General features: G+C 69.7%; 26 protein-coding genes. 21 read left to right on the forward strand and 5 right to left on the reverse strand.

The window, feature by feature from the left end; translation table 11 throughout:
• Positions 1-38: 38 nt before the first annotated feature.
• On the reverse strand, positions 39-962 hold the full coding sequence (locus EHO50_RS41855) for an ABC transporter ATP-binding protein (protein ID WP_128437110.1): 924 nt from the start codon (positions 960-962) through the stop codon (positions 39-41).
• 69 nt (positions 963-1,031) lie between these two features.
• Positions 1,032-1,829 carry an AAC(3) family N-acetyltransferase gene (locus tag EHO50_RS41860; RefSeq protein WP_128437111.1) on the reverse strand — a complete coding sequence of 266 codons (798 nt, stop codon included), beginning with the start codon at positions 1,827-1,829 and terminating at the stop codon, positions 1,032-1,034.
• A 161-nt stretch (positions 1,830-1,990) separates the two neighbouring features.
• Here EHO50_RS41860 and EHO50_RS41865 point away from each other — a divergent pair, with 161 nt between their 5' ends.
• The 8 genes from EHO50_RS41865 to EHO50_RS41900 are packed head-to-tail and all read left to right on the forward strand — an operon-like array spanning position 1,991 to position 8,577.
• Entirely contained in the window at positions 1,991-2,752 is a 762-nt protein-coding gene (locus EHO50_RS41865; RefSeq protein WP_128437112.1) for a helix-turn-helix transcriptional regulator, read from the forward strand.
• Entirely contained in the window at positions 2,749-4,173 is a 1,425-nt protein-coding gene (gene sufB, locus EHO50_RS41870; RefSeq protein ID WP_128437113.1) for a Fe-S cluster assembly protein SufB, read from the forward strand. The genes EHO50_RS41865 and sufB overlap by 4 nt, the downstream gene beginning before the upstream one ends.
• A 59-nt stretch (positions 4,174-4,232) precedes the next feature.
• Entirely contained in the window at positions 4,233-5,414 is a 1,182-nt protein-coding gene (gene sufD, locus EHO50_RS41875) for a Fe-S cluster assembly protein SufD (protein WP_128437114.1), read from the forward strand.
• Entirely contained in the window at positions 5,414-5,734 is a 321-nt protein-coding gene (locus tag EHO50_RS41880) for a non-heme iron oxygenase ferredoxin subunit (RefSeq protein ID WP_128437115.1), read from the forward strand. Before sufD ends, EHO50_RS41880 begins: the two co-directional genes overlap by 1 nt.
• Positions 5,735-5,741: 7 nt before the next feature.
• Positions 5,742-6,506: a Fe-S cluster assembly ATPase SufC gene (gene sufC / locus EHO50_RS41885; protein WP_128437116.1), complete on the forward strand. Its 765-nt coding sequence runs from the start codon at positions 5,742-5,744 to the stop codon at positions 6,504-6,506.
• Positions 6,503-7,759 carry a cysteine desulfurase gene (locus tag EHO50_RS41890; RefSeq protein ID WP_128437117.1) on the forward strand — a complete coding sequence of 419 codons (1,257 nt, stop codon included), beginning with the start codon at positions 6,503-6,505 and terminating at the stop codon, positions 7,757-7,759. Before sufC ends, EHO50_RS41890 begins: the two co-directional genes overlap by 4 nt.
• Before the next feature lie 21 nt (positions 7,760-7,780).
• Positions 7,781-8,248 (forward strand): Fe-S cluster assembly sulfur transfer protein SufU, encoded by a 468-nt coding sequence (sufU, locus tag EHO50_RS41895; RefSeq protein ID WP_128437118.1) that lies wholly within the window; start codon positions 7,781-7,783, stop codon positions 8,246-8,248.
• A complete protein-coding gene (locus EHO50_RS41900; RefSeq protein ID WP_028809645.1) occupies positions 8,245-8,577 on the forward strand; it encodes a metal-sulfur cluster assembly factor in 333 nt (110 codons plus the stop codon). The genes sufU and EHO50_RS41900 overlap by 4 nt, the downstream gene beginning before the upstream one ends.
• 65 nt (positions 8,578-8,642) lie before the next feature.
• On the opposite strand, the gene EHO50_RS41905 is transcribed toward EHO50_RS41900, so the two are convergent.
• Positions 8,643-9,476, reverse strand: a complete 834-nt coding sequence (locus tag EHO50_RS41905; RefSeq protein WP_128437119.1) for an AbfB domain-containing protein — start codon at positions 9,474-9,476, stop codon at positions 8,643-8,645.
• Between the two features lie 218 nt (positions 9,477-9,694).
• Here EHO50_RS41905 and EHO50_RS41910 point away from each other — a divergent pair, with 218 nt between their 5' ends.
• The 6 genes from EHO50_RS41910 to EHO50_RS41935 all read left to right on the forward strand — a co-directional run bounded on the left by EHO50_RS41910 (position 9,695) and on the right by EHO50_RS41935 (position 14,070).
• On the forward strand, positions 9,695-10,015 hold the full coding sequence (locus EHO50_RS41910) for a DMT family transporter (protein ID WP_128437120.1): 321 nt from the start codon (positions 9,695-9,697) through the stop codon (positions 10,013-10,015).
• Positions 10,015-10,551 (forward strand): TetR/AcrR family transcriptional regulator, encoded by a 537-nt coding sequence (locus EHO50_RS41915; RefSeq protein ID WP_128437121.1) that lies wholly within the window; start codon positions 10,015-10,017, stop codon positions 10,549-10,551. The genes EHO50_RS41910 and EHO50_RS41915 overlap by 1 nt, the downstream gene beginning before the upstream one ends.
• A gap of 140 nt (positions 10,552-10,691) precedes the next feature.
• Positions 10,692-11,681, forward strand: coding sequence for a 2,3,4,5-tetrahydropyridine-2,6-dicarboxylate N-succinyltransferase (gene dapD, locus EHO50_RS41920; RefSeq protein WP_128437122.1), 990 nt, complete (start codon positions 10,692-10,694; stop codon positions 11,679-11,681).
• Between the two features lie 197 nt (positions 11,682-11,878).
• Complete coding sequence (locus tag EHO50_RS41925; protein ID WP_128437123.1) at positions 11,879-12,118, forward strand: hypothetical protein; 240 nt, start codon at positions 11,879-11,881, stop codon at positions 12,116-12,118.
• 177 nt (positions 12,119-12,295) lie between these two features.
• Positions 12,296-12,853: a SigE family RNA polymerase sigma factor gene (locus tag EHO50_RS41930; RefSeq protein WP_128437124.1), complete on the forward strand. Its 558-nt coding sequence runs from the start codon at positions 12,296-12,298 to the stop codon at positions 12,851-12,853.
• Positions 12,850-14,070: a WD40 repeat domain-containing protein gene (locus EHO50_RS41935; RefSeq protein WP_128437125.1), complete on the forward strand. Its 1,221-nt coding sequence runs from the start codon at positions 12,850-12,852 to the stop codon at positions 14,068-14,070. The genes EHO50_RS41930 and EHO50_RS41935 overlap by 4 nt, the downstream gene beginning before the upstream one ends.
• Here EHO50_RS41935 and dapA read toward each other — a convergent pair whose 3' ends face one another.
• On the reverse strand, positions 14,071-14,973 hold the full coding sequence (gene dapA, locus EHO50_RS41940) for a 4-hydroxy-tetrahydrodipicolinate synthase (RefSeq protein WP_181449798.1): 903 nt from the start codon (positions 14,971-14,973) through the stop codon (positions 14,071-14,073).
• 176 nt (positions 14,974-15,149) lie between these two features.
• On the opposite strand from dapA, the gene EHO50_RS45755 reads away from it, so the two are divergent.
• The 7 genes from EHO50_RS45755 to EHO50_RS41970 all read left to right on the forward strand — a co-directional run bounded on the left by EHO50_RS45755 (position 15,150) and on the right by EHO50_RS41970 (position 19,379).
• Positions 15,150-15,284 (forward strand): hypothetical protein, encoded by a 135-nt coding sequence (locus EHO50_RS45755; protein WP_281288320.1) that lies wholly within the window; start codon positions 15,150-15,152, stop codon positions 15,282-15,284.
• On the forward strand, positions 15,281-15,976 hold the full coding sequence (locus EHO50_RS41945) for a hypothetical protein (protein ID WP_128437127.1): 696 nt from the start codon (positions 15,281-15,283) through the stop codon (positions 15,974-15,976). Before EHO50_RS45755 ends, EHO50_RS41945 begins: the two co-directional genes overlap by 4 nt.
• Before the next feature lie 53 nt (positions 15,977-16,029).
• Complete coding sequence (locus EHO50_RS41950; RefSeq protein ID WP_128437128.1) at positions 16,030-16,449, forward strand: phage holin family protein; 420 nt, start codon at positions 16,030-16,032, stop codon at positions 16,447-16,449.
• Complete coding sequence (locus tag EHO50_RS41955; protein WP_128437129.1) at positions 16,446-17,015, forward strand: DUF3618 domain-containing protein; 570 nt, start codon at positions 16,446-16,448, stop codon at positions 17,013-17,015. The genes EHO50_RS41950 and EHO50_RS41955 overlap by 4 nt, the downstream gene beginning before the upstream one ends.
• A gap of 195 nt (positions 17,016-17,210) precedes the next feature.
• Positions 17,211-17,912: an antibiotic biosynthesis monooxygenase gene (locus tag EHO50_RS41960; RefSeq protein WP_128437130.1), complete on the forward strand. Its 702-nt coding sequence runs from the start codon at positions 17,211-17,213 to the stop codon at positions 17,910-17,912.
• Between the two features lie 86 nt (positions 17,913-17,998).
• Entirely contained in the window at positions 17,999-18,631 is a 633-nt protein-coding gene (locus tag EHO50_RS41965) for an ArsR/SmtB family transcription factor (protein ID WP_128437131.1), read from the forward strand.
• A gap of 13 nt (positions 18,632-18,644) precedes the next feature.
• Positions 18,645-19,379 carry an SRPBCC family protein gene (locus EHO50_RS41970; RefSeq protein ID WP_128437132.1) on the forward strand — a complete coding sequence of 245 codons (735 nt, stop codon included), beginning with the start codon at positions 18,645-18,647 and terminating at the stop codon, positions 19,377-19,379.
• Positions 19,380-19,391: 12 nt separating this feature from the next.
• On the opposite strand, the gene EHO50_RS41975 is transcribed toward EHO50_RS41970, so the two are convergent.
• Positions 19,392-21,218 carry an endonuclease/exonuclease/phosphatase family protein gene (locus EHO50_RS41975; protein WP_128437133.1) on the reverse strand — a complete coding sequence of 609 codons (1,827 nt, stop codon included), beginning with the start codon at positions 21,216-21,218 and terminating at the stop codon, positions 19,392-19,394.
• Positions 21,219-21,302: the final 84 nt, after the last annotated feature.

Raw genomic sequence — 21,302 nt, forward strand, 5'->3', positions numbered from 1 at the left:
CCCTGGCTTCGGGGTGTACGCACCCGTACCGACGGTGGTCACGAACGCAGCTCCTTGCCGGTCAGCTCCAGGAAGACGTCTTCGAGGGTGTGGCGCTCCACCGAGATCTTCTCCGGCATCACTCCGTGCTGCGCACACCACGACGTCACCGTCGCGAGCAGCTGCGGGTCGACCTTGCCGACGACCCGGTACGAGCCCGGCGTCAGCTCCGCCGCTGTGCAGTCCGCGGGCAGGGCCTTGAGCAGGGACCCCACGTCCAGGCCGGGGCGGCCGGTGAAGCGGAGGGTGTTCTCGGCGCCGCCCCGGCACAGCTCCTCCGGGGAGCCCTGGGCGATGACCTGGCCCGCGTCGATGATCGCGACGTCGTCGGCGAGCTGCTCGGCCTCGTCCATGTAGTGGGTCGTGAGGATCACGGAGACACCGTCGGCGCGCAGGTCCCGGACCAGGTCCCAGGTGGCCCGGCGGGCCTGCGGGTCGAGGCCGGCCGTCGGCTCGTCCAGGAACACCAGCTCCGGGCGGCCGACCACGGCCATGGCGAGCGCCAGCCGCTGCTGCTGACCGCCGGACAGGCGGCGGTACGTGGTCCGGCCGCAGCTGGCGAGACCGAGCCGCTCGATGAGGGCGTCGACGTCCAGGGGGTGCGCGTGCAGCTTCGCCACATGCCGCAGCATCTCGTCCGCCCGTGCGCCCGAGTACACGCCGCCGGACTGCAGCATCACGCCGATACGCGGCCGCAGCTCGCCGGACTGTCTCACCGGGTCGAGGCCCAGGACGCGCACCGTGCCGGAGTCCGGCTTCCGGTACCCCTCGCAGGTCTCGACCGTCGTGGTCTTGCCCGCGCCGTTGGGTCCGAGGACGGCGGTGACACCGGCCCGGGCCACCAGGTCGAGGCCGTTCACCGCGGTTTTGTCGCCGTACCGCTTCACCAGGGCCTGGACCTGGACCACGGGCTCAGTTCGCATGGCTCCAGAGTCTAGGTACGCGGCAGGTAACCCGAACGGCCGGGTTCGCATCTCTCCATCCGGCCCGGTTCAGATCTCCTCGGCGCGGGGCCGGTGTATCTCCAGCCACCGCTCCGCGTACGCCACCGCGTCGGCCAGCGGAAACAGCCGTACGTCGGCCGCGCCCACCTGTCCGCGTACGACGGGACGGTCCCGCTCGAAGTCATGGCCCAGCTCGTCGAACCGCTCCGAGGTGATCGAAACCTCGGTCACCACCTCCCACCCCGCGGGCCCCGGCCGCCCCACCTTGACCAGCGGTGACGGGATCCGGTACTCGGCCAGATGGAAGCAGGTGCACGCGTCGTAACCGGCGCCGAGCAGCAGCACGCGCGCGTGGAGCGACTCCAGCCGTGCCAGCGGGCTGCGCTCGCCGAGGCGGCAGTCCGTGGCGTGTCCCTCGACGATCTCCCCGGCTCGCGGCCCGAGGGCGGCGAAGGACGTCTGCGGATGCGCACTGCGCAGGGCGCCCGGCCAGGTCCGTACGGTCTCCGGGACGACGCCGACCCCGCGCGTGGGCGTGATCAGGGGGTCGTACGCGGGCATGGTCGCCCGGATCGTCTCCCACCACTCCTCCGGCACCGGCGGGTTGACCCACACCGCCGGGTCCGAGAGGTCGCCGGTCTGGGTGGGGACCACCAGCGTGCCGTCCGGGCCGAGCGCGTCGAGCAGTGCCTGGACGACCGCGACGGCGCCTCCGCAGACCCAGCCGAGGGAGCTGAGGGAGGAGTGCACCAGGAGCGTTTCACCGCTTTGGACGCCGAGCTCGCGCATGTGTGCGGCGAGGGTGTCACGGGTGACAAGAGGGCCGGTCGGAGGGGGTGTCGACATGGTTCGGGAGTGTCCCGGAGGGAGCCCGGCGGCGCCACCGAATTGATCGATCAAAGATCATTCCCGCAGGTCAGATTAGGTATGCCTAAGTGACGCAGGGCACCGTCGAGGGGCCCGGACGCGGCTTGCCTGCCTCTGAGGAATTACGCAACAATGGCGTTGTGAAAAACGTCGGCGAGGCTCGGGAGACCCCCATGGGGACCCCTCAGGAGGAGCTCGCGACCGGAGAGCGCTCCACGCGCAACCGGGTCGCGCGGTCAATCCTGGACCACGGCCCCTCGACCGTCGCCGAGCTGGCCGGCCGGCTGGGACTCACCCAGGCAGCCGTACGCAGGCATCTGGACGCGCTGGTCGCGGACGATGTCGTGGAGGCCCGCGAACAGCGGGTGTACGGCACGCGCACGCGTGGCCGTCCCGCCAAGGTCTTCGCGCTCACCGACTGCGGCCGCGACGCCTTCGACCAGTCGTACGACAAGCTCGCCGCGGACGCCCTGAAGTGGATCGCCGAGCGCGAGGGCGGGCAGGAGGCGGTCGCCGCCTTCGCCCGGGCCCGGATCGCCGCCCAGGCGAGCGCGTACCGCAAGGCGATCGAGGCCGTCAGTCCTGACGAGCGCACCGAAGCCCTGGCCAAGGCCCTGAGCGTGGACGGGTACGCTGCTACGGCGCGCAGCGCACCCCTCCCGCAAAAAGGCGAGCAGCTGTGCCAGCACCACTGCCCGGTCGCCCACGTCGCGGAGCAGTTCCCGCAGCTGTGCGAGGCGGAGACGGAGATCTTCGCCGAACTGCTCGGAACACACGTCCAGAGACTGGCGACCATCGCGCACGGCGACGGCGTCTGCACGACGTACATCCCGAAGATTTCCCACACGCAAGTTCATAGCGACAACGCATCTGCAAGCACGGCCGGGAGGAACCCCGCATGACTCTCCCCATCGAGGAGACTGCCCACCCTGAGCTCGAGGGTCTGGGTAAGTACGAATACGGCTGGGCCGACTCCGACGAAGCCGGCGCCTCTGCGAAGCGCGGTCTGAGCGAGGATGTCGTCAAGGACATCTCCGCGAAGAAGTCCGAGCCGGAGTGGATGACCAAGCTTCGTCTCAAGGGTCTGCGCCTGTTCGACAAGAAGCCCATGCCCAACTGGGGCTCGGACCTTTCCGGTATCGACTTCGACAACATCAAGTACTTCGTGCGTTCCACGGAGAAGCAGGCGGAGTCCTGGGAGGACCTGCCCGAGGACATCAAGAACACGTACGACAAGCTCGGCATCCCCGAGGCGGAGAAGCAGCGCCTCGTCGCCGGTGTCGCGGCCCAGTACGAGTCCGAGGTCGTCTACCACCAGATCCGCGAGGACCTGGAGGAGCAGGGCGTCATCTTCCTCGACACCGACACGGCCCTGAAGGAGCACCCGGAGCTCTTCAAGGAGTACTTCGGGACCGTCATCCCGGTCGGTGACAACAAGTTCGCGTCGCTGAACACCGCCGTGTGGTCGGGTGGCTCGTTCATCTACGTCCCGCCGGGCGTCCACGTGGAGATCCCGCTCCAGGCCTACTTCCGTATCAACACGGAGAACATGGGCCAGTTCGAGCGGACCCTGATCATCGTCGACGAGGGCGCGTACGTGCACTACGTCGAGGGTTGTACGGCCCCGATCTACAAGTCGGACTCGCTGCACTCCGCGGTCGTCGAGATCATCGTCAAGAAGAACGCCCGCTGCCGCTACACGACCATCCAGAACTGGTCGAACAACGTCTACAACCTGGTCACCAAGCGCGCCGTCGCCTACGAGGGCGCGACCATGGAGTGGATCGACGGCAACATCGGCTCCAAGGTGACGATGAAGTACCCGGCCGTCTACCTGATGGGCGAGCACGCCAAGGGCGAGACCCTGTCCATCGCCTTCGCGGGCGAGGGGCAGCACCAGGATGCCGGCTCCAAGATGGTCCACATGGCGCCGAACACGTCCTCCAACATCGTGTCGAAGTCCGTCGCCCGCGGTGGCGGCCGTACCTCCTACCGTGGTCTGGTGGAGATCGGCGAGGGCGCCCACGGCTCGAAGTCCAACGTGCTGTGCGACGCGCTGCTCGTCGACACCATCTCCCGCTCCGACACGTACCCCTACGTGGACGTCCGCGAGGACGACGTGTCCATGGGCCACGAGGCCACCGTCTCCAAGGTCTCCGAGGACCAGCTCTTCTACCTGATGAGCCGCGGTCTGAGCGAGTTCGAGGCGATGGCGATGATCGTGCGCGGCTTCGTCGAGCCCATCGCGAAGGAGCTGCCGATGGAGTACGCCCTCGAGCTCAACCGGCTGATCGAGCTGCAGATGGAAGGCGCGGTCGGTTAAGACCCGCCCTCGACAGCAGCCAGCAATTTCTGACGTAGGAAGAGAGCAGACCGACAGCCATGGCTGAGGCTCAGAACATCCCCGTGGGGTCCACCACCGCGGGCCAGATCGCGGTGGCCGCCGAGTCGACCGTCGCCACGCGCATGAGCGCGCCCCCGTCCTTCGACGTCGCGGACTTCCCGGTCCCGCACGGCCGCGAGGAGGAGTGGCGGTTCACCCCGCTGGAGCGCCTGCGCGGGCTGCACGACGGCACCGCCGTGGCGACCGGCGACGGCCTGCAGGTCACCGTCGAGGCCCCCGAGGGCGTCACCGTCGAGACCGTCGGCCGTGACGATGCCCGCCTGGGCAAGGCGGGCACCCCCGTGGACCGCGTCGCCGCCCAGGCGTACTCGGCGTTCGAGAAGGCCGGTGTCGTCACCGTCCCCAAGGAGACGGTCCTCACCGAGCCGATCCGTATCGCCGTGCACGGCACGGGCGGGGTCGCCTACGGCCACCAGGTCGTGGAGCTCGGAGCCTTCGCCGAGGCCGTCGTCGTCATCGACCACACCGGTGACGCGGTGCTCGCCGCCAACGTCGACTACATCCTGGGGGACGGCGCCAAGCTCACCGTCGTCTCCGTCCAGGACTGGGACGACAAGGCCGTGCACGTGGGCCAGCACAACGCGCTGATCGGCCGGGACGCCACCTTCAAGTCGTTCGTGGTCACCTTCGGCGGCGACCTCGTACGCCTCCACCCGCGCGTCGCCTACGCCGGCACCGGCGGTGAGGCCGAGCTCTTCGGCCTCTACTTCACCGACGCGGGCCAGCACCAGGAGCACCGTCTCCTCGTCGACCACAACACCCCGCACTGCAAGTCCAACGTCGCCTACAAGGGCGCGCTCCAGGGCGACGACGCGCACGCCGTGTGGATCGGCGACGTCCTCATCGAGGCCAAGGCCGAGGGCACGGACACGTACGAGATGAACCGGAACCTCGTCCTCACGGACGGCGCCCGGGTCGACTCCGTGCCGAACCTGGAGATCGAGACCGGCGAGATCGTCGGCGCCGGCCACGCCTCCGCGACCGGCCGCTTCGACGACGAGCAGCTCTTCTACCTGATGGCCCGCGGCATCCCCGCCGACGAGGCCCGTCGCCTGGTGGTCCGCGGCTTCTTCGCCGAGCTCGTCCAGCAGATCGGTGTCGACGACATCCAGGAGCGCCTCCTCGTGAAGATCGACGAGGAGCTGGAGGCGTCGGTCTGATGACCACCTTCGTACGCGTCTGTGGGCTGAGCGAGCTGGAGGAGGACACCCCGAAGCGGGTGGAACTCGACGGCACGCCGGTCTCGGTCGTGCAGACCGAGGGGGAGGTGTTCGCCATCTACGACATCTGCTCCCACGCGAACGTCTCGCTCTCCGAGGGCGAGGTGGAGGACTGCCAGATCGAGTGCTGGCTGCACGGCTCCGCGTTCGACCTCAGAACCGGCAAGCCGTCCGGCCTACCCGCGACGCGCCCCGTCCCCGTATACCCCGTAAAGATCGAAGGGGACGACGTTCTCGTCTCCCTCACCCAGGAGTCCTGAGGCACCCATGGCAACGCTTGAAATCCGAGACCTGCACGTCACCGTCGAGGCCGACAACGCCACGAAGGAGATCCTCAAGGGCGTCGACCTCACCGTGAAGCAGGGCGAGACGCACGCCATCATGGGCCCCAACGGCTCGGGCAAGTCGACCCTCGCCTACTCCCTCGCGGGTCACCCGAAGTACACGATCACCGGCGGCACCGTCACTCTCGACGGCGAGGACGTCCTGGAGATGTCCGTCGACGAGCGCGCCCGCGCCGGCCTGTTCCTGGCGATGCAGTACCCGGTCGAGGTCCCCGGCGTCTCGGTCTCCAACTTCCTGCGCACCTCCGCCACCGCCATCCGCGGCGAGGCCCCCAAGCTGCGCACCTGGGTGAAGGAGGTCAAGGAGGCCATGGAGCGCCTCAACATGGACCCGTCCTTCGCCGAGCGCAACGTCAACGAGGGCTTCTCCGGCGGTGAGAAGAAGCGCCACGAGATCCTTCAGCTGGAGCTGCTCAAGCCGAAGGTCGCGATCCTCGACGAGACCGACTCCGGTCTGGACGTCGACGCCCTGCGCGTCGTCTCCGAGGGCGTCAACCGCGTCCGTGAGACCGGTGAGGTCGGCACCCTGCTGATCACGCACTACACGCGCATCCTGCGCTACATCAAGCCCGACCAGGTCCACGTCTTCTCCGGCGGGCGCATCGTCGAGTCCGGCGGTGCCGAGCTCGCCGACAAGCTGGAGAACGAGGGCTACGAGGCATACACGAAGGGTGGCGCATCCGCGTGACACAGCTGCCGGGCCTCCTCGACACCGAGGCGATCCGCAAGGACTTCCCCATCCTGGACCGACAGGTCCACGACGGTAAGAAGCTTGTCTACCTGGACAACGCGGCGACCTCGCAGAAGCCGCGCCAGGTACTGGACGCCTTGAGCGAGTACTACGAGCGCTACAACGCCAACGTCCACCGCGGTGTGCATGTGCTCGCCGAGGAGGCCACGGCGCTGTACGAGGGTGCGCGCGACAAGGTCGCGGAGTTCATCAACGCGCCCAGCCGCAACGAGGTGATCTTCACCAAGAACGCCTCCGAGTCCCTCAACCTCGTGGCGAACATGCTGGGCTGGGCCGACGAGCCCTACCGGGTGGACCACGAGACCGAGATCGTCATCACCGAGATGGAGCACCACTCCAACATCGTGCCGTGGCAGCTGCTCGCGCAGCGCACGGGCGCGAAGCTGAAGTGGTTCGGTCTCACGGACGACGGCCGCCTGGACCTGTCCAACATCGACGAGATCATCACGGAGAAGACGAAGATCGTCTCCTTCGTGCTGGTGTCGAACATCCTGGGCACGGTCAACCCGGTCGAGGCGATAGTGCGCCGTGCGCAGGAGGTCGGCGCGCTGGTCTGCATCGACGCCTCGCAGGCGGCGCCGCACATGCCGCTGGACGTGCAGTCGCTCCAGGCCGACTTCGTGGCCTTCACCGGCCACAAGATGTGCGGCCCGACCGGCATCGGCGTCCTGTGGGGCCGCCAGGAGCTGCTGGAGGACCTGCCCCCGTTCCTGGGCGGCGGCGAGATGATCGAGACCGTGTCGATGCACTCGTCGACGTACGCTCCCGCCCCGCACAAGTTCGAGGCGGGCACGCCGCCGGTCGCGCAGGCGGTCGGTCTGGGCGCGGCGATCGACTACTTGAACTCGATCGGCATGGACAAGATCCTCGCCCATGAGCACGCGCTCACCGAGTACGCGGTGAAGCGGCTGGCGGAGGTCCCGGACCTGCGGATCATCGGCCCCACGACGGCCGAGGACCGCGGCGCCGCGATCTCCTTCACGCTCGGCGACATCCACCCGCACGACGTGGGCCAGGTCCTCGACGAGCAGGGCATCGCGGTCCGGGTCGGCCACCACTGCGCGCGGCCGGTCTGCCTCCGGTACGGAATTCCTGCGACCACGCGAGCGTCGTTCTATCTGTACTCCACGCCGACCGAGATCGACGCTCTGGTCGACGGGCTGGAGCACGTACGGAACTTCTTCGGCTGACGGGACGGGACGAGCGATCGCATGAAGCTGGATTCGATGTACCAGGAAGTCATCCTGGACCACTACAAGAACCCGCACGGGCGTGGTCTGAGGGATGGCGACGCCGAGGTGCACCACGTGAACCCGACGTGCGGCGACGAGATCACCCTGCGTGTGAAGTACGACGGCACGAAGATCGAGGACGTCTCCTACGAGGGTCAGGGCTGCTCGATCAGCCAGGCCTCGGCGTCCGTGCTGAACGAGCTCCTCGTCGGCAAGGACCTGTCGGACGCGCAGAAGATCCAGGAGACCTTCCTGGAGCTGATGCAGTCCAAGGGGAAGCTCGAGCCCGATGACGCGATGGAGGAGGTGCTGGAGGACGCGGTCGCGTTCGCCGGCGTCTCCAAGTACCCCGCCCGGGTCAAGTGCGCCCTCCTGAGCTGGATGGCGTGGAAGGACGCGACGGCCCAGGTGCTGGGCGGAGCCGACGCCGAAAGGAAGACGGCATGAGCGAGACCGTTGAGATGAAGCCGGCCTCGGAGGAAGAGGTCCGTGAGGCGCTGTACGACGTCGTCGACCCCGAGCTGGGTATCGACGTCGTCAACCTCGGCCTGATCTACGGCATCCACATCGACGACGCGAACATCGCGACGCTCGACATGACCCTGACCTCGGCGGCCTGCCCGCTGACGGACGTCATCGAGGACCAGGCCAAGTCCGCCACGGACGGTCTCGTCAGCGAGCTGCGCATCAACTGGGTGTGGATGCCGCCGTGGGGCCCGGACAAGATCACGGACGACGGTCGTGAGCAGCTTCGGGCGCTGGGATTCAACGTCTGAGTCCGTCCGTACGACTGTGCAGTGGCCCTCGGCGGTTTCGCCGGGGGCCACTCGCGCGTGCGGGCTCAGGCCAGCCCCGCCACCAACCGGAACGCCGAGTCCGCCAGGTACAGGCCGCTGTGCTCGTACGGGGCCAGGCGGAGCTGGAAGTTCTGGTGACGCAGGAAACGGCCCGGGTAGTTGACCGACTCCAGCATGACCGCGCCCGAGTACGCCGCTGAGCGGGCGCAGAAGGTGGCGTCCTGCTTGAACAGGGCGGAGCCGTCGTTGCGTTCGGAGCGGAGGACGAAGCTGCGGTGGCGCAGGTAGCTGCCGTCGGCTGTGGCGAAGGAGTAGCAGGAGGCGTCGCTCAGGCCCTTGATCAGCTTGAAGGTGGAGTCCTCGCGGCTCTCCGAGCCGCTGACCTGGTCCAGCTTCACGTAGCCGCCGCTCGCGTGCCAGTAGCGGTCGGGGTAGTTGACCGAGCGCACGGAGCGCCAGGTGGTGGCCGGAGGCTTCGAGGCGCTCGACGAACCCCCCTCGTGGGAAGGCGACTTGGACGGCTTCTGCTCCGGCTCCGGCGCGGGCTTGGGCGCGCCGGCCTCCTGTTGGCGGGGTGCCCTCGTGGTCGCCTCGGGCGTCGACAGGCCGCTCTTGCCCTTCGGGGGAGCCGTCTTCGACGGGGTGGCGAAGGAGATCAGGCCGGGGACGGACGTGGTGTCGTCGGCCCGCGCCGAGCGTGACGTCGCGTCAGGCGCCCTGTCCGTCACGACAATTGCCGTGGCGCAGGCGACGATCGTCGCCACCGCCATCCCGCCCGCCAGCCACAGGCGGCGCGTCCCCGGTGCCCGGGAGGTGTCCGGGGCCCAGCCGTTCTCCCAAGGTTGGTCCTGAGGCGGCCGGGACTTGTTTTCTGGCATGCGCTGATCCTCCAGCGGCGTCACGCGACGACAGCCGCGGCTGCGAAGGCGCGGTATGTGAACGGTGAAACACTAGTGGACCCTGTGCTCTCGGAGCAGCCGTTTGGAACGAGTAAATCCGGCTGCGCAACGCCGCATTGGGGAAGCCGCCCCGCCCTTGGAGTCACCGAGAACCCCTTTGTGTACGCCCGTACGCAACGTTGTGTACGATCGTACGCATGGGATACCTGCTGCTCGCCGGAGCCATCGCGGCCGAGGTGGCCGCCACGACCGCCATGAAGTACAGCGACGGCTTCAGCAGGCTGTGGCCGTCGCTGCTGACCGCGCTCGGATACGTCGTCTCCTTCGCGCTGCTCGCCCAGACCCTGAAGACCGTCTCCGTGGGCACGGCGTATGCGATCTGGGCCGGCGTCGGCACCGCGGCCATCGTCGCGATAGGGATCGCCTTCATGGGGGAGGGGATGACCGTCGTGAAGGCCGCAGGGATCGCGCTGATCATCGTCGGCGTGGTCGTGCTGAACCTGGGCGGTGCGCACTGATGCCCCGGCGTTACGACCCCGAGCGGCGCCAGCGGATCATCGACGCGGCGATCCGGGTCGTCGGGGAGAAAGGCATCGCGGGGCTGAGCCACCGCACCGTCGCCGCCGAGGCGGATGTGCCGCTCGGCTCCACCACGTACCACTTCAAGACCCTCGACGACCTGATGGTCGCCGCCCTGCGCCAGGCGAGCGAGGGCTTCGCCAAGGTGATCGCCTCGCGCGGTGGCCTGGAGGACCCGGAGACCGACCTCGCCACCGAACTCGCGAGCTGGATGGGCGAGTGGCTCGCGGGCGACCGCACCGGCGTCGAGCTGGAGTACGAGCTCTACCTCGCCGCCCTGCGCCGCCCCGCCCTGCGCCCGGTCGCCGCCGAGTGGGCCCAGGACCTCGCCGACCGGCTGTCCCGGCGTACGGACGCGGTCACGGCGCGGGCGCTGGTGGCGCTGATGGACGGGATCTGTCTGCAGGTGCTGCTCACCGAGGTGCCGTACGACGAGGGGTACGCGCGCGATGTACTGCGCCGCGTGATCCGCTGACCGTCCAGACCCGGCAGCGCGGCCCCCGGCCCGCCTCGGCAGCAGGTCACCCACCTTCCCTCGGTCGCCGACGGCCCGCACCCTGAGACGGCCCACCCGTCGGTTGGCCCGGGCGGCCCCCCGCCGGTTAGGTTGCCCTCATGACCGACACGACTGCTCCTCGCACCACCGGCGCCGTGGCCGCCGGCCTCGCCACGATCGCTGCTGACGGCACTGTTCTCGACACCTGGTTCCCCGCGCCCGAGCTCGTCGCCGAGCCGGGTCCCTCCGGCAGCGAGCGGCTGTCCGCCGAGCGCGCCGTCGAGCTGCTCGGCGAGGGCGCCGCGAAGGCGATCGGGCCGGATGCGCGCCGGGGCGTCGAGGTCGTCGCGGTCCGCACGGTCATCGCCTCGATCGACGAGAAGCCGATCGACGCGCACGACGTCTACCTGCGCCTGCACCTGCTCTCCCACCGCCTGGTCAAGCCGCACGGCCTGAGCCTGGAGGGCCAGTTCGGGTTCCTCGCCAACGTCGCCTGGACCTCCCTCGGCCCGGTCGCCGTCGACGACGTCGAGAAGGTCCGCCTGAACGCCCGCGCCGAGGGCCTGCACCTCCAGGTGACCTCGATCGACAAGTTCCCGCGCATGACGGACTACGTGGCCCCCAAGGGCGTCCGCATCGCCGACGCCGACCGCGTGCGGCTCGGTGCCCACCTCGCCGAGGGCACCACCGTCATGCACGAGGGCTTCGTCAACTTCAACGCCGGCACCCTCGGCACCTCCATGGTCGAGGGCCGTATCTCCGCGGGCGTCATCGTCGGCGACGGCTCCGACATCGGTGGCGGCGCGTCGACGATGGGCACCCTGTCCGGCGGCGGCAACGTGATCATCTCCATCGGCGAGCGCTGCCTGATCGGCGCCGAGGCGGGCGTCGGCATCGCGCTCGGCGACGAGTGCGTCGTCGAGGCCGGCCTCTATGTCACCGCCGGCACCCGCATCACCATGCCCGACGGCCAGATCGTCAAGGCCCGCGAACTCTCCGGCGCCTCCAACATCCTCTTCCGCCGCAACTCGGTCACCGGCACCGTCGAGGCCCGCCCGAACAACGCGGTGTGGGGCGGCCTGAACGAGATCCTGCACAGCCACAACTGATCAGCAGCAGCCGATCCATCGCCGGGCGCCCTTCCATGGCCGGACACGGTCCGTGGGAGGGCGCCCGGCGTATGGCAACCGGTGGTGACGCGGCGCGCTCACGTACGGGTTACTCGACGTGACCTCATTGCGGTCCAGGCAGATGAACGGGTGGACGCAGTTTCCGATCACAAGCCGAACCGACGAAATGAGGGCCGATGACCGGTCGAGTGAAGACGAACGTGTGGACCAGGGCCGTACTCCGCCTGGTGGTCGGCACGCTGGCCGCGGGGGCGGCGTGCTGGCTGCCGGCCGGGACCGCGCACGCCGACGAGACCAACACCGGCTCGCACAACGGACCCCGCATCGGGTTGGTCAACGTCGGGCAGGTGGATGATCCGATGGAGGATGTGCTGGAGCACTTCCTGCTCTTCGGCGACGGGTACAAGTGGGGCTGACCGCGCACCGGGCCCGGTCCCGGCCCCTTCCTGGGTCTCCAGGACCGTTCCTGGAGAGGACCTTTCCCGGAGATCCAGGATTTCTTCCCCGTGCCGGCATAGCGGCGGCGCCCCGCACGCGTCATAGGGGATAGGAGAGACGGGCGCCGGGCCCGCCCGGGGGAAGAGAAGGTGACGATGGATGCCGAAGCGCAGGACAGCTTTCGGGAGTTCGTGGAGAACCGGTCGTCCGCGTTGCTGAAGACCGCCGTACTGCTGACCGGCGGCGACCGGCACGCCGCGGAGGACCTCCTGCAGAACGCCCTGATCAAGGCGGTCGGTCGCTGGCACCGCATCGACGAGCCGGAGGCGTATGTACGTCAGATCCTGTACCGGCAGCAGATCAGCCGCTGGCGGCTGAAGTGGCGTCGGCGCGAACTCACCGTCGCCGAGCCGCCCGAGGCCGGCGCGAGCCCGGACGCCGCGCCCGCCGCGGAGCTACGGCTGCTGATGCGCGGGGCGTTGGCCCGGTTGACGGCACGGCAGCGGATGGTGCTGGTGCTGCGCTATTTCGAGGACCTGCCGGAGGCCGACGTGGCCCGTGTCCTGGGCTGTTCCGTGGGCACCGTACGGTCCACCGCCCATCGTTCGCTCGCCCGGCTGCGCGCGCTCGCGCCCGAGCTGGCGGCCCTGGGCCCGGCCGACGTCGAGTCGCAGCCGTCCCGTGACTTCTCGCCCGTGGAGGTGCGACCGTGAACGTCGAGGAACTCGTGCGTGACTCGCTGCGGGAGCTGGCCGACGAACAGACGTCTACGGGACCGGGGCTCGCCGACCGGGTCCTGGTGGTGCGCCGACGCCGACGCACCCGGCGGATCGTCTCCGTCGCCGCGGCCACCGCTGCCGTCGTCGCCATCGGCGTGGCGGTGCCGCTGCTGGACTCCGGGAAGGAGGACGTGCGGCCCGCGGACGTCGTACAGCAGAGCAAGGACATCGCGCACCCGGACCAGTCGCCGCCGCGCGAGCTGATCTCGGCCGGCAACACGGTGCTGGCCGCGTACTACATCCCCCGGACCGTCAAGCACTCCGCCGACCGGGCCGAACGCGTCCGCGACTACTGGCTGCTGGACCAGAAGACGGACAAATACGTGAAGACCACCCAGTGGTCCTACGTCGCCGTCGCCCCGGGCATGAAGACCGCCGCCGTCCTGGAGCGGAACCTGCCCGCCTCACGGATCGGAATGCTCGACCTGGCCACCGGCAAGGTCGCGCGGTGGATCCAGCTCGACCACAAGGTCGCCGGACTCTCGTTCTCGCGCGACGGTCTGAAGCTGGTCGCGACGACCTACAGCGAGAACCCCGACCAGCTGGTCAAGATGCAGGGTTCCGACGGCTGGGACCAGAAGCAGCCGTCGAGCCGTACCGGTTTCTACGTCCTGGACGTGGTCTCCGGCAAGGGCTCCTGGAGCGCGGTCAAGCTCGAAAGCGACCCGACCGATCCCATGGGCGACAGCTTCATCAACGCCCGCCAGGACTTCGCGCTCAGCCCCGACGGCAGGCATGTCTGGGCCGGGAACCCCATGGGAGAGATCGGCAAGCAGTTCTACGACCTCACGGGCGCCGAGGTCGACGTACCGGCGGACCAGAAGCATCTGCAGTGGTACGTCGACGCGTGGCAGTCGCCCAGCGGCCGGCTGGTCGCCGGTGACTTCGCGGGTGAGAAGTGGAAGACGTCCTCCTGGGTCATCGACGCCCGCACCGGAGAGAAGACCGAGGTGCGCGGGCAGCAGCTGCTCGCCTGGGTCGGCGACGCGTCGCTGATCGCCTGGGACATCGCGAAGGACGGCAAGAACGAGTTCCACCAGCGGCTCGTGAAGGTCACCATCGGCAGCGACAAGACGGTTCCTCTCAGCGGCTTCCGCAAGGGCAACGACGGGGGCGCGGGGCGCTGGGAGCCCGTCTTCGCCGAGCGCTGATCAGTCGGTGACCAACTCCTGGTACGCCGCCAGCAGCCCATCGACCGCCTCGCGGCGGGCGGGCCGCAGCGGTGCGCGGACGGGACCCGCGGGCAGGCCCAGTTCATGGAGCAGGGCCTTGGCGGTGACCGAGCCGGGCAGCCCCGCCGACATCATCAACTCGATGAGCGGCGTGGCACGTTGTTGGAGGCGGGCGGACACGGGGGTGTCGCCCGCCTCGAACGCGTCGAGGACCGCCCGGAGTTGGGCGGGAACGACATTGGCGACCGTACTGATGTATCCCGCGCCCCCTACCGCGTACAGCGCGAGGTTGTGCTCGTCGCACCCCGCGTAGTACGCCAACTCGGTCCGCGACAGCACCTTTTGGGCGCCGAGGAAGTCGTAGGAGCAGTCCTTCACCGCCACGACGCGCGGGTGCTCGGCGAGTCGGATCAGTGTCTCCGGCTCGATGCGGGTGCCGGTGCGGCCCGGGATGTCGTACAGCGCGAGGGGCAGTCCGGCGGCGTCGGCGACCTCGCGGAAGTGTGCCTCGACGGCGTCCTGCGGGGGCTTGCTGTAGTACGGCGCGACCACCAACAGACCGTCGGCGCCCGCCTTTTCGGCCGCCAGGGCCAGCTCGACGGTGTGCCGGGTGTCGAAGGTGCCCACCCCTGCGACGACCGACGCCCGGTCGCCCACCGCCTCCCGCACGGCCCTGATCAGCTCCGACTTCTCGGCGTCCGTCGTGGTCGGCGACTCGCCCGTCGTACCGGAGAGCACGAGCCCGTCGCACCCCTCGGACACCAGCCGCTCGGCGAGACGCTGGGCGCCGTCGACGTCGAGCGATCCCGCCTCGGTGAAGGGCGTGATCATGGCGCACAGGGCGCGGCCGAAGGGCGGGGCGGGGGAGGGCGTGGTGGTCATGGAAGTAGTCTCGGCGGGTCGACTGTGAAGCTCCACTTAATTCTTCTACGAAGTATTGATAAGTGATGCTGTGGGGTGGGGGTCTGTCTGGCCGTTCGTAGGCCCTATGTCCAAACTCGGGCGCCATGGGTCACTATGGCCAGGACGGTCATAGGCCCCAGGTCATGGGAGGCGTCATGAAGCTTGGCAAGGCACTCGCCACCGGAGTCGCGCAAGAGCGGCCGCAGACCCGCGAGGAAGAGCCCGAACTCCAGCTCCCCGAGGAGATCGAGGAAATGAAGGCGCCCGAAGAGGTCCCGGCCGCCCGATGAGACTGCGGCTTCCGGAGGAACGCCCGACGGAGCCGCCGACCGGATACAAGATCGCCCACCCGATGCTGTCCCAGGACGGCACCCGGGCCGGGTTCACCGGTGTGTCGCTGGGCGGCGCGCTGCCGTACGGAGTCCTGGCAGACGCGTCCTGCGTCTACGGCCTGCGGCACCGGGCGCCGAGCCGCCGCTGCGACTGCGGCTTCCACTGTGTGCATGACCGTAGGACGGCCGAGGCGCTGCTGTGCACGGCCGAGCATCGGGCGGCCGTACTGCTTGAGGTCACCGTGCTGGGCCGGTACATCCGCTTCGAGCGCGGCTTCCGCTACGCCCGCCAGCGGGTGCGCACCGCCACGGTCGGCCCGTGTGCCTGCGGTACGGTCGCCGCCGCCCTGGCCGACGCCGGCTGGGGCCGCCCCGGCTGGACGGCCCTCGCTCCTTCCTGTGCGGGCTGCCTGTGCGGCCGTACGTCCGTCTCGCTCGCGGGGTTCGCCCGGCTGGGCGGGGAGGGGCTGCGGGTGGTGGCCGGGAAGGGGGCGGCGTCCGTGGCGGTGGCCGACCTCGGGTACGCCAAGGATCTCGGCGTGCCCGAACTCGCCGCCGAGGCCGCGCTGTTGCAGGCCCGCCTCGACTGGTTCCAGGCCCAGCTGGCCCGGCTGGGCGAGCGTGGACCGGGCGGCGGACGGAAGGGATAGCGGGGGCCGGTCCGGGTACCCGGGTGTTCCGAACCGAGAGGAGGCGGATCACGGTGACCGGGACCACGGCCCCCGAGCGGGGGCAGGACGCGCACCACTCGGTGGGCGAACTCGTCGGACAGGCCAGTGAACAGCTCTCCCGTCTCGTACGGCAGGAAGTCGCCCTCGCCAAGGAGGAGCTGGCCCAGAAGGGCCGGCGCGCGGGCAGAGGCGGCGGGCTGCTGGGCGCGGCGGGCGCCTTCGCCTACGCCGGCCTGTTGTTCCTGGCCGCGACGGCCACTGCCGCGCTCTCGTTGACGCTGTCCGTGTGGGCCGCGGCGCTGATCGTGACGGCGGTGCTGTTCGCCGTCGCGGGCCTGCTTGCCGCGACCGGCCGCGCCCAGCTGCGGCGCGCGACGCCTCCCACGCCGGAGGAGGCCCTGGGCAGCGTCAGGGCGGATGTCGAGGAGATCAAGGAAAGGGCGCACCGATGACGGACAAGGCAGCGGGGGGAACGGGCGGCGAGGCCGCGAAGGCGGCAGCTGCGAAGGCGGCCGGCGGGGCCAAGGGGCCCGAGGAGCTGCGGCGGCAGATCGAGCAGACGCGCGGCGAACTCGGGGACACCGTGGCCGAGTTGGCCGGGAAGGCGGATGTGAAGGGCCGGGCCCAGGCGCGTGCCGCCGACCTCAAGGACAAGGCGGGCGCGATGACCGTGCAGCTGCGCAGCAGCGCGGTCCAGGCGGGCCATGCGCTGCAGGACCGGGCGACGCGAGCGGGTCATGTCGTGCAGGACCGGGCGTCCCAGGCGGGGCATGTGGTGCAGGACCGGGCGTCCCAGGCAGGGCACGCCGTGCAGGACCGGGCGACCCACGCCGGACACACCGTCCACGACAAGGCGACGCACGCGGGACACACCGTGGAGCACGGCCTGCCGAGCCCCGTCCGCACCGCCGTCCAGGCCGGGCGGCGGCACCCGCGGCCGGTGCTGATCGTCGGGGCGGCAGTGGGAGCGGTGGTCGCGACGGAGGTGCTGCGGCGGCGACGCCACGGGCATCACTGAGGCGCCGGCGGGACGAGTACGGGGCCTGAGCAGCAGGCAGCAGGCGGCAAGACGGCGCGGGACCGGTCACCGGTCCCGCGCCGCGCTGCGCGATCCAGTGAACCCTTGTCCTCCATGGGCCCGCTTGACCTCAAGTCCGGTTGAGGTCGAAAGGTGATCGGTGCACCCATCGACCGCCGATTCCCGGAGGCCTCCATGACCCGCCGCACCGACACCCACCCCGACCTCACCCGCCCCGAGGTCGGTGCCCCCTTCTTCAGCACCTGGCGGGTGGGCACCCCCCTCCGGCAGAAGCAGAGCGTCGAGGCGATCGCCGGCACCTGGGAACGCCGCCCCTGGCCCACGGATGATCTTCTCGGCTACTACGTCTACGCCGGCCAGGACGGCTCCACCCTCCTGCACCACTCGCAGTGGGCGAGCGAGCAGGCGTACGAGGCCTTCGTGAGGACCCACCGGCAGCAGCGCAACGACGAGATCGACACCGCCGTACCGGGCATCGAGCGGCTCTGGCTCGGCCGGTACCGGCACTACCGCAGCGCCGGCCGCGAGGGCGACCCGCGCGTCCCCGGCTGCATCGTGATCGTCGACGTCGAGTTCGAGGGCCCCGACCCCGACCGGCAGCGTGCCTGGGTCGACGCCGTCTTCGAGGCGCTGGAGGGCGAGCCCGACCCCCACCCCGGCGGCATCTCCGGACACTTCCACCTCAGCACCGACGGCACCCGCGTTCTCAACTACGCCGAGTGGGAGAGCGCCCAGGCCCACATCGACGCCCTCGCCGCCCCGGGCGACGGCATCGGCTCGGCGACCGAGCTGTGGCACCGCGTGCAGAACTGGCCGGGGCTCAAGAGCAGCACGGTCAGCCGGTACGACTACGCCCTCGGCCTCGTGCCCGACTGACTCCGACGAGCCGGCCGTACACCAGACCTCTCACCGACAAGCCGAACCGTCTGGACAAAAAAAGTTTTCGGTGAGACGGTGGTCCCATGCTGGACGTCACCGTGATCGAGGACCCCGAGGCCGCAGCCGTCTCGCTGGACCCCATAAGGGCCAGGCTGCTCGCCGAGCTGGCGGCCGGGCCCGCGTCGGCCGCCATGCTGGCCGGGAAGGTCGGGCTGCCCCGGCAGAAGGTGAACTACCACCTCAAGGCGCTGGAGCGGCATGGCCTGGTCGAGCTGGCCGGTGAGCGGCGCAAGGGCAACGTCACCGAGCGGCTGATGCGGGCGACCGCCGCGTCGTACGTGATCTCGCCGCTCGCGCTCGCCTCCGTGCAGCCGGATCCGGACCGCTTCCGGGACCAGCTCTCCGCGCGCTGGCTGCTCGCGCTCGGCGCCCGGCTCGTGAGGGACGTCGGTTCGCTGATCACCGGCGCGGCGAAGGCCCGCAAGCGGCTGGCGACATACGCGCTGGACGGCGAGGTCCGTTTCGCCTCGGCCGCCGAACGGGCCGCGTTCATCGAGGAGTTGACGGCGGGTGTGAGCGCGCTGATCCGCAAGTACGACGCGCCCGACGCCGAGAGCGGCCGGGATCACCGCATCGTCGTGGCCGTCCATCCCACGGTCAAGTCCCAGAACCAGAACCAGAACCAGAACCAGAACCCTGAACTCGACAGCCAGTAAGCAGGAGTCCACCATGTCCAAGGAATTCGAGATCGCCCGCGAGTTCGAGGTCGACGCCACGCCCGAGCAGGTCTGGGAGGCGGTCACCTCCGGCACCGGCGGCTGGCTGTGGCCGATGGAGCCGCCGGAGCCGCGCGAGGGCGGCAAGGGGCCCTTCGGATCGACGGTTACCGCCTGGGACCCGCCGCACCGCTACACCAACCGCGTCGAGGACGTCGAGGGGATCTCCGAGCAGACCGCCAACCAGCTCGACTACACGATCGAGTCACGCGACGAGGGCCGTCGGGCCTGGGTGCGGTACGTGCACAGCGGGATCTTCGTCGACGACTGGGACAACCAGTACGACGGCGCCGCCAAGCACACCGAGTTCTACCTGCACACTCTGCGCCAGTACCTGACGCACTTCGACGGCCGGACCGCCGCCTTCGCGACCTTCGACGGACCTGAGGCGTCGAAGGCCGCGGACGCGCTCGTCGCCGTCGGGCGGGCGCTCGGCGTCGGGGAGGACGTGTCCGCGGGTACGCGGGTGACGGTCCACGGGCCCGACGAGTTCGACGCCGTGGTCGACTTCCGCAACCCGTACTTCATCGGGCTGCGCACGGACCGGGGCCTCACCCGCTTCTTCGGGCGCAACCACTGGGGCTACCCGGTCGGCATCTCCCTGCACGACTTCACGCCGGGCACCGACATCAAGGAGTGCGAAGCCGCCTGGCAGGACTGGCTGAACGGCGTGTTCAGCCAGTCCTGAGCCTGGCCGGGGCTACGGGCGGAACCGCAGCACCTGCGGGTCGTGGTCGCTGATCTGGTCGTTGAACTCCGAGTTGACGTGCACGCTGTCGTACTCGAAGTCGCAGGAGCGCCGGATCGACGGGCTGATCAGGATCTGGTCCAGGGTCTGGGCGTTGCCCTGGTAGACGTACGAGTAACGCTCGCTCTTGGGCAGCGACTTGATCGCCGACCACAGTGCGCCGTCGTCCTCCAGCAGCTTGGCGGTGCCGGAGAACTCGAAGTCGTTGATGTCGCCGAGCGTGACGACGTCCGCGTTCTTCTGGACGGCCAGGATGTCCTTGACGAAGGCGTTGACGGCACTCGCCTGGAGGTGGCGCTGGGTCTCCGAGCTGCGGGTCGGCGGCTGGTACTGCGCGTGCAGCGACTGGTCGCCGCCCTTGGAGGCGAAGTGGTTGGCGATCACGAAGACCGTGCGGCCGCGGAAGACGAACTCGCCGGCCAGCGGCTTGCGGCTGTTGGTCCAGGCGGCGTTCGCCGGGTCGATACGACCGGGGGAGACCGTCAGGGCCGCCTTGCCGTTCGCCTTGGTCACGCCGACGGCGGTCGTCGCGTCGCCGCCCGCGCGGTCGATGAAGGAGACCCGCTCGGGGTTGAACAGGAACACCTGGCGGATGTTGCCGCCCGGCTCCCCACCGTCGGCCTTGTCGACCGGGTCGATGGAACGCCACTCGTACGCCGGGCCACCCGCGGCCACGATCGCGTCGATCAGCTTCTGCATCGTCTGGTCGGCGGCGACCGTACCGTCGTTCTTCGCGCCGTTGTTGTCCTGGATCTCCTCCAGGGACACGATGTCGGGCGACTGGAGGTTGTTCACGATCGCGGAGGCGTGCTCGGCGAAGGTGGCGTCGGACGGGTCGAGGTTCTCGACGTTGTACGTCGCGACCGCCAGCTCGCCGCGCCCCTGCTTCTGGGTCGTCTCCCGCTTGATGCCACCGCTCTTGAGCGTGCCGAGCTCGCTCGCGACGAGGGTGTAGCCACCGAACTGGCTGTAGTCCAGCGGGCCGGTGGTGGTGCCGGCGAGAGTGTCGCCGACGTTCGCGACCGGGAAGTCGGCCGTGGCGCCCAGCGACTGGATCTGCAGGCGTCCGGTGTTCTGCGACTCGTAGGAGCCGTAGACCGTGCCGCCGCGGCGGTTGCGGTGCTCCCACGGCTTCACCGTGACCCACAGCTCGCTGTACGGGTCGGTCGCGGTGACCACGCGTGCGTCGGCGACCTGGAGGTTCATGCCCTCCAGGGACTCGTAGTGGTCGAGGGCGTACTTCGACGGCTGAAGCGTCAGGCCGTTGACCGAGCCGTTCGCGGCGGTGTCGCCGACCGGGGCGTACGCGTCCGGCACCGAGTCCTCGTCGACGACCGTCGCGGCCGGGACGGCGTTGCCGCCGGAGACGACGGTGATCGTCGGCTTGGTGATCTCGGTCAGCGACTGGTTGCCGGAGGAGGCGCCGCCCGGGACGTACTCGGCGACCGTGCCGGAGACCAGGACCGAGTCGCCCACGGCGACCTTCGGGACGGAGCTGGTGAAGACGAAGACGCCCTCGCTGGTGGCCGGGTCGGCATCCGCGTCCGGATCCTGGATCCAGAAGCCTCTGGACGAGCCGTAGGTGCGCACGCCGGTGACGATTCCGGCCACATCCGCGACCTGCTTGCCGGCGTACGGGGATATTCGGGTGCTGCCCTGGATGTCATGGATGCGCACGGAGTCGGCGTGCGCGGGCGCGGTGAGGACAACGGTGGAAGCCGCGGAACAGACGGCGGCGACGGTGAGCGCGGCGAGACGCGCGGACTTCTTGCTCGGCAACGGGAATCCCTCCGGGGACGTACGTGGGCGCCGGGACGAGGGTGGTGCATGGAACGGTGGGTGCAGGCGCGACCGGTGGGGCGG

The sequence above is a fragment of the Streptomyces cyaneus genome (assembly GCF_004028635.1).
In the GTDB taxonomy this organism is placed as follows: domain Bacteria; phylum Actinomycetota; class Actinomycetes; order Streptomycetales; family Streptomycetaceae; genus Streptomyces; species Streptomyces cyaneus.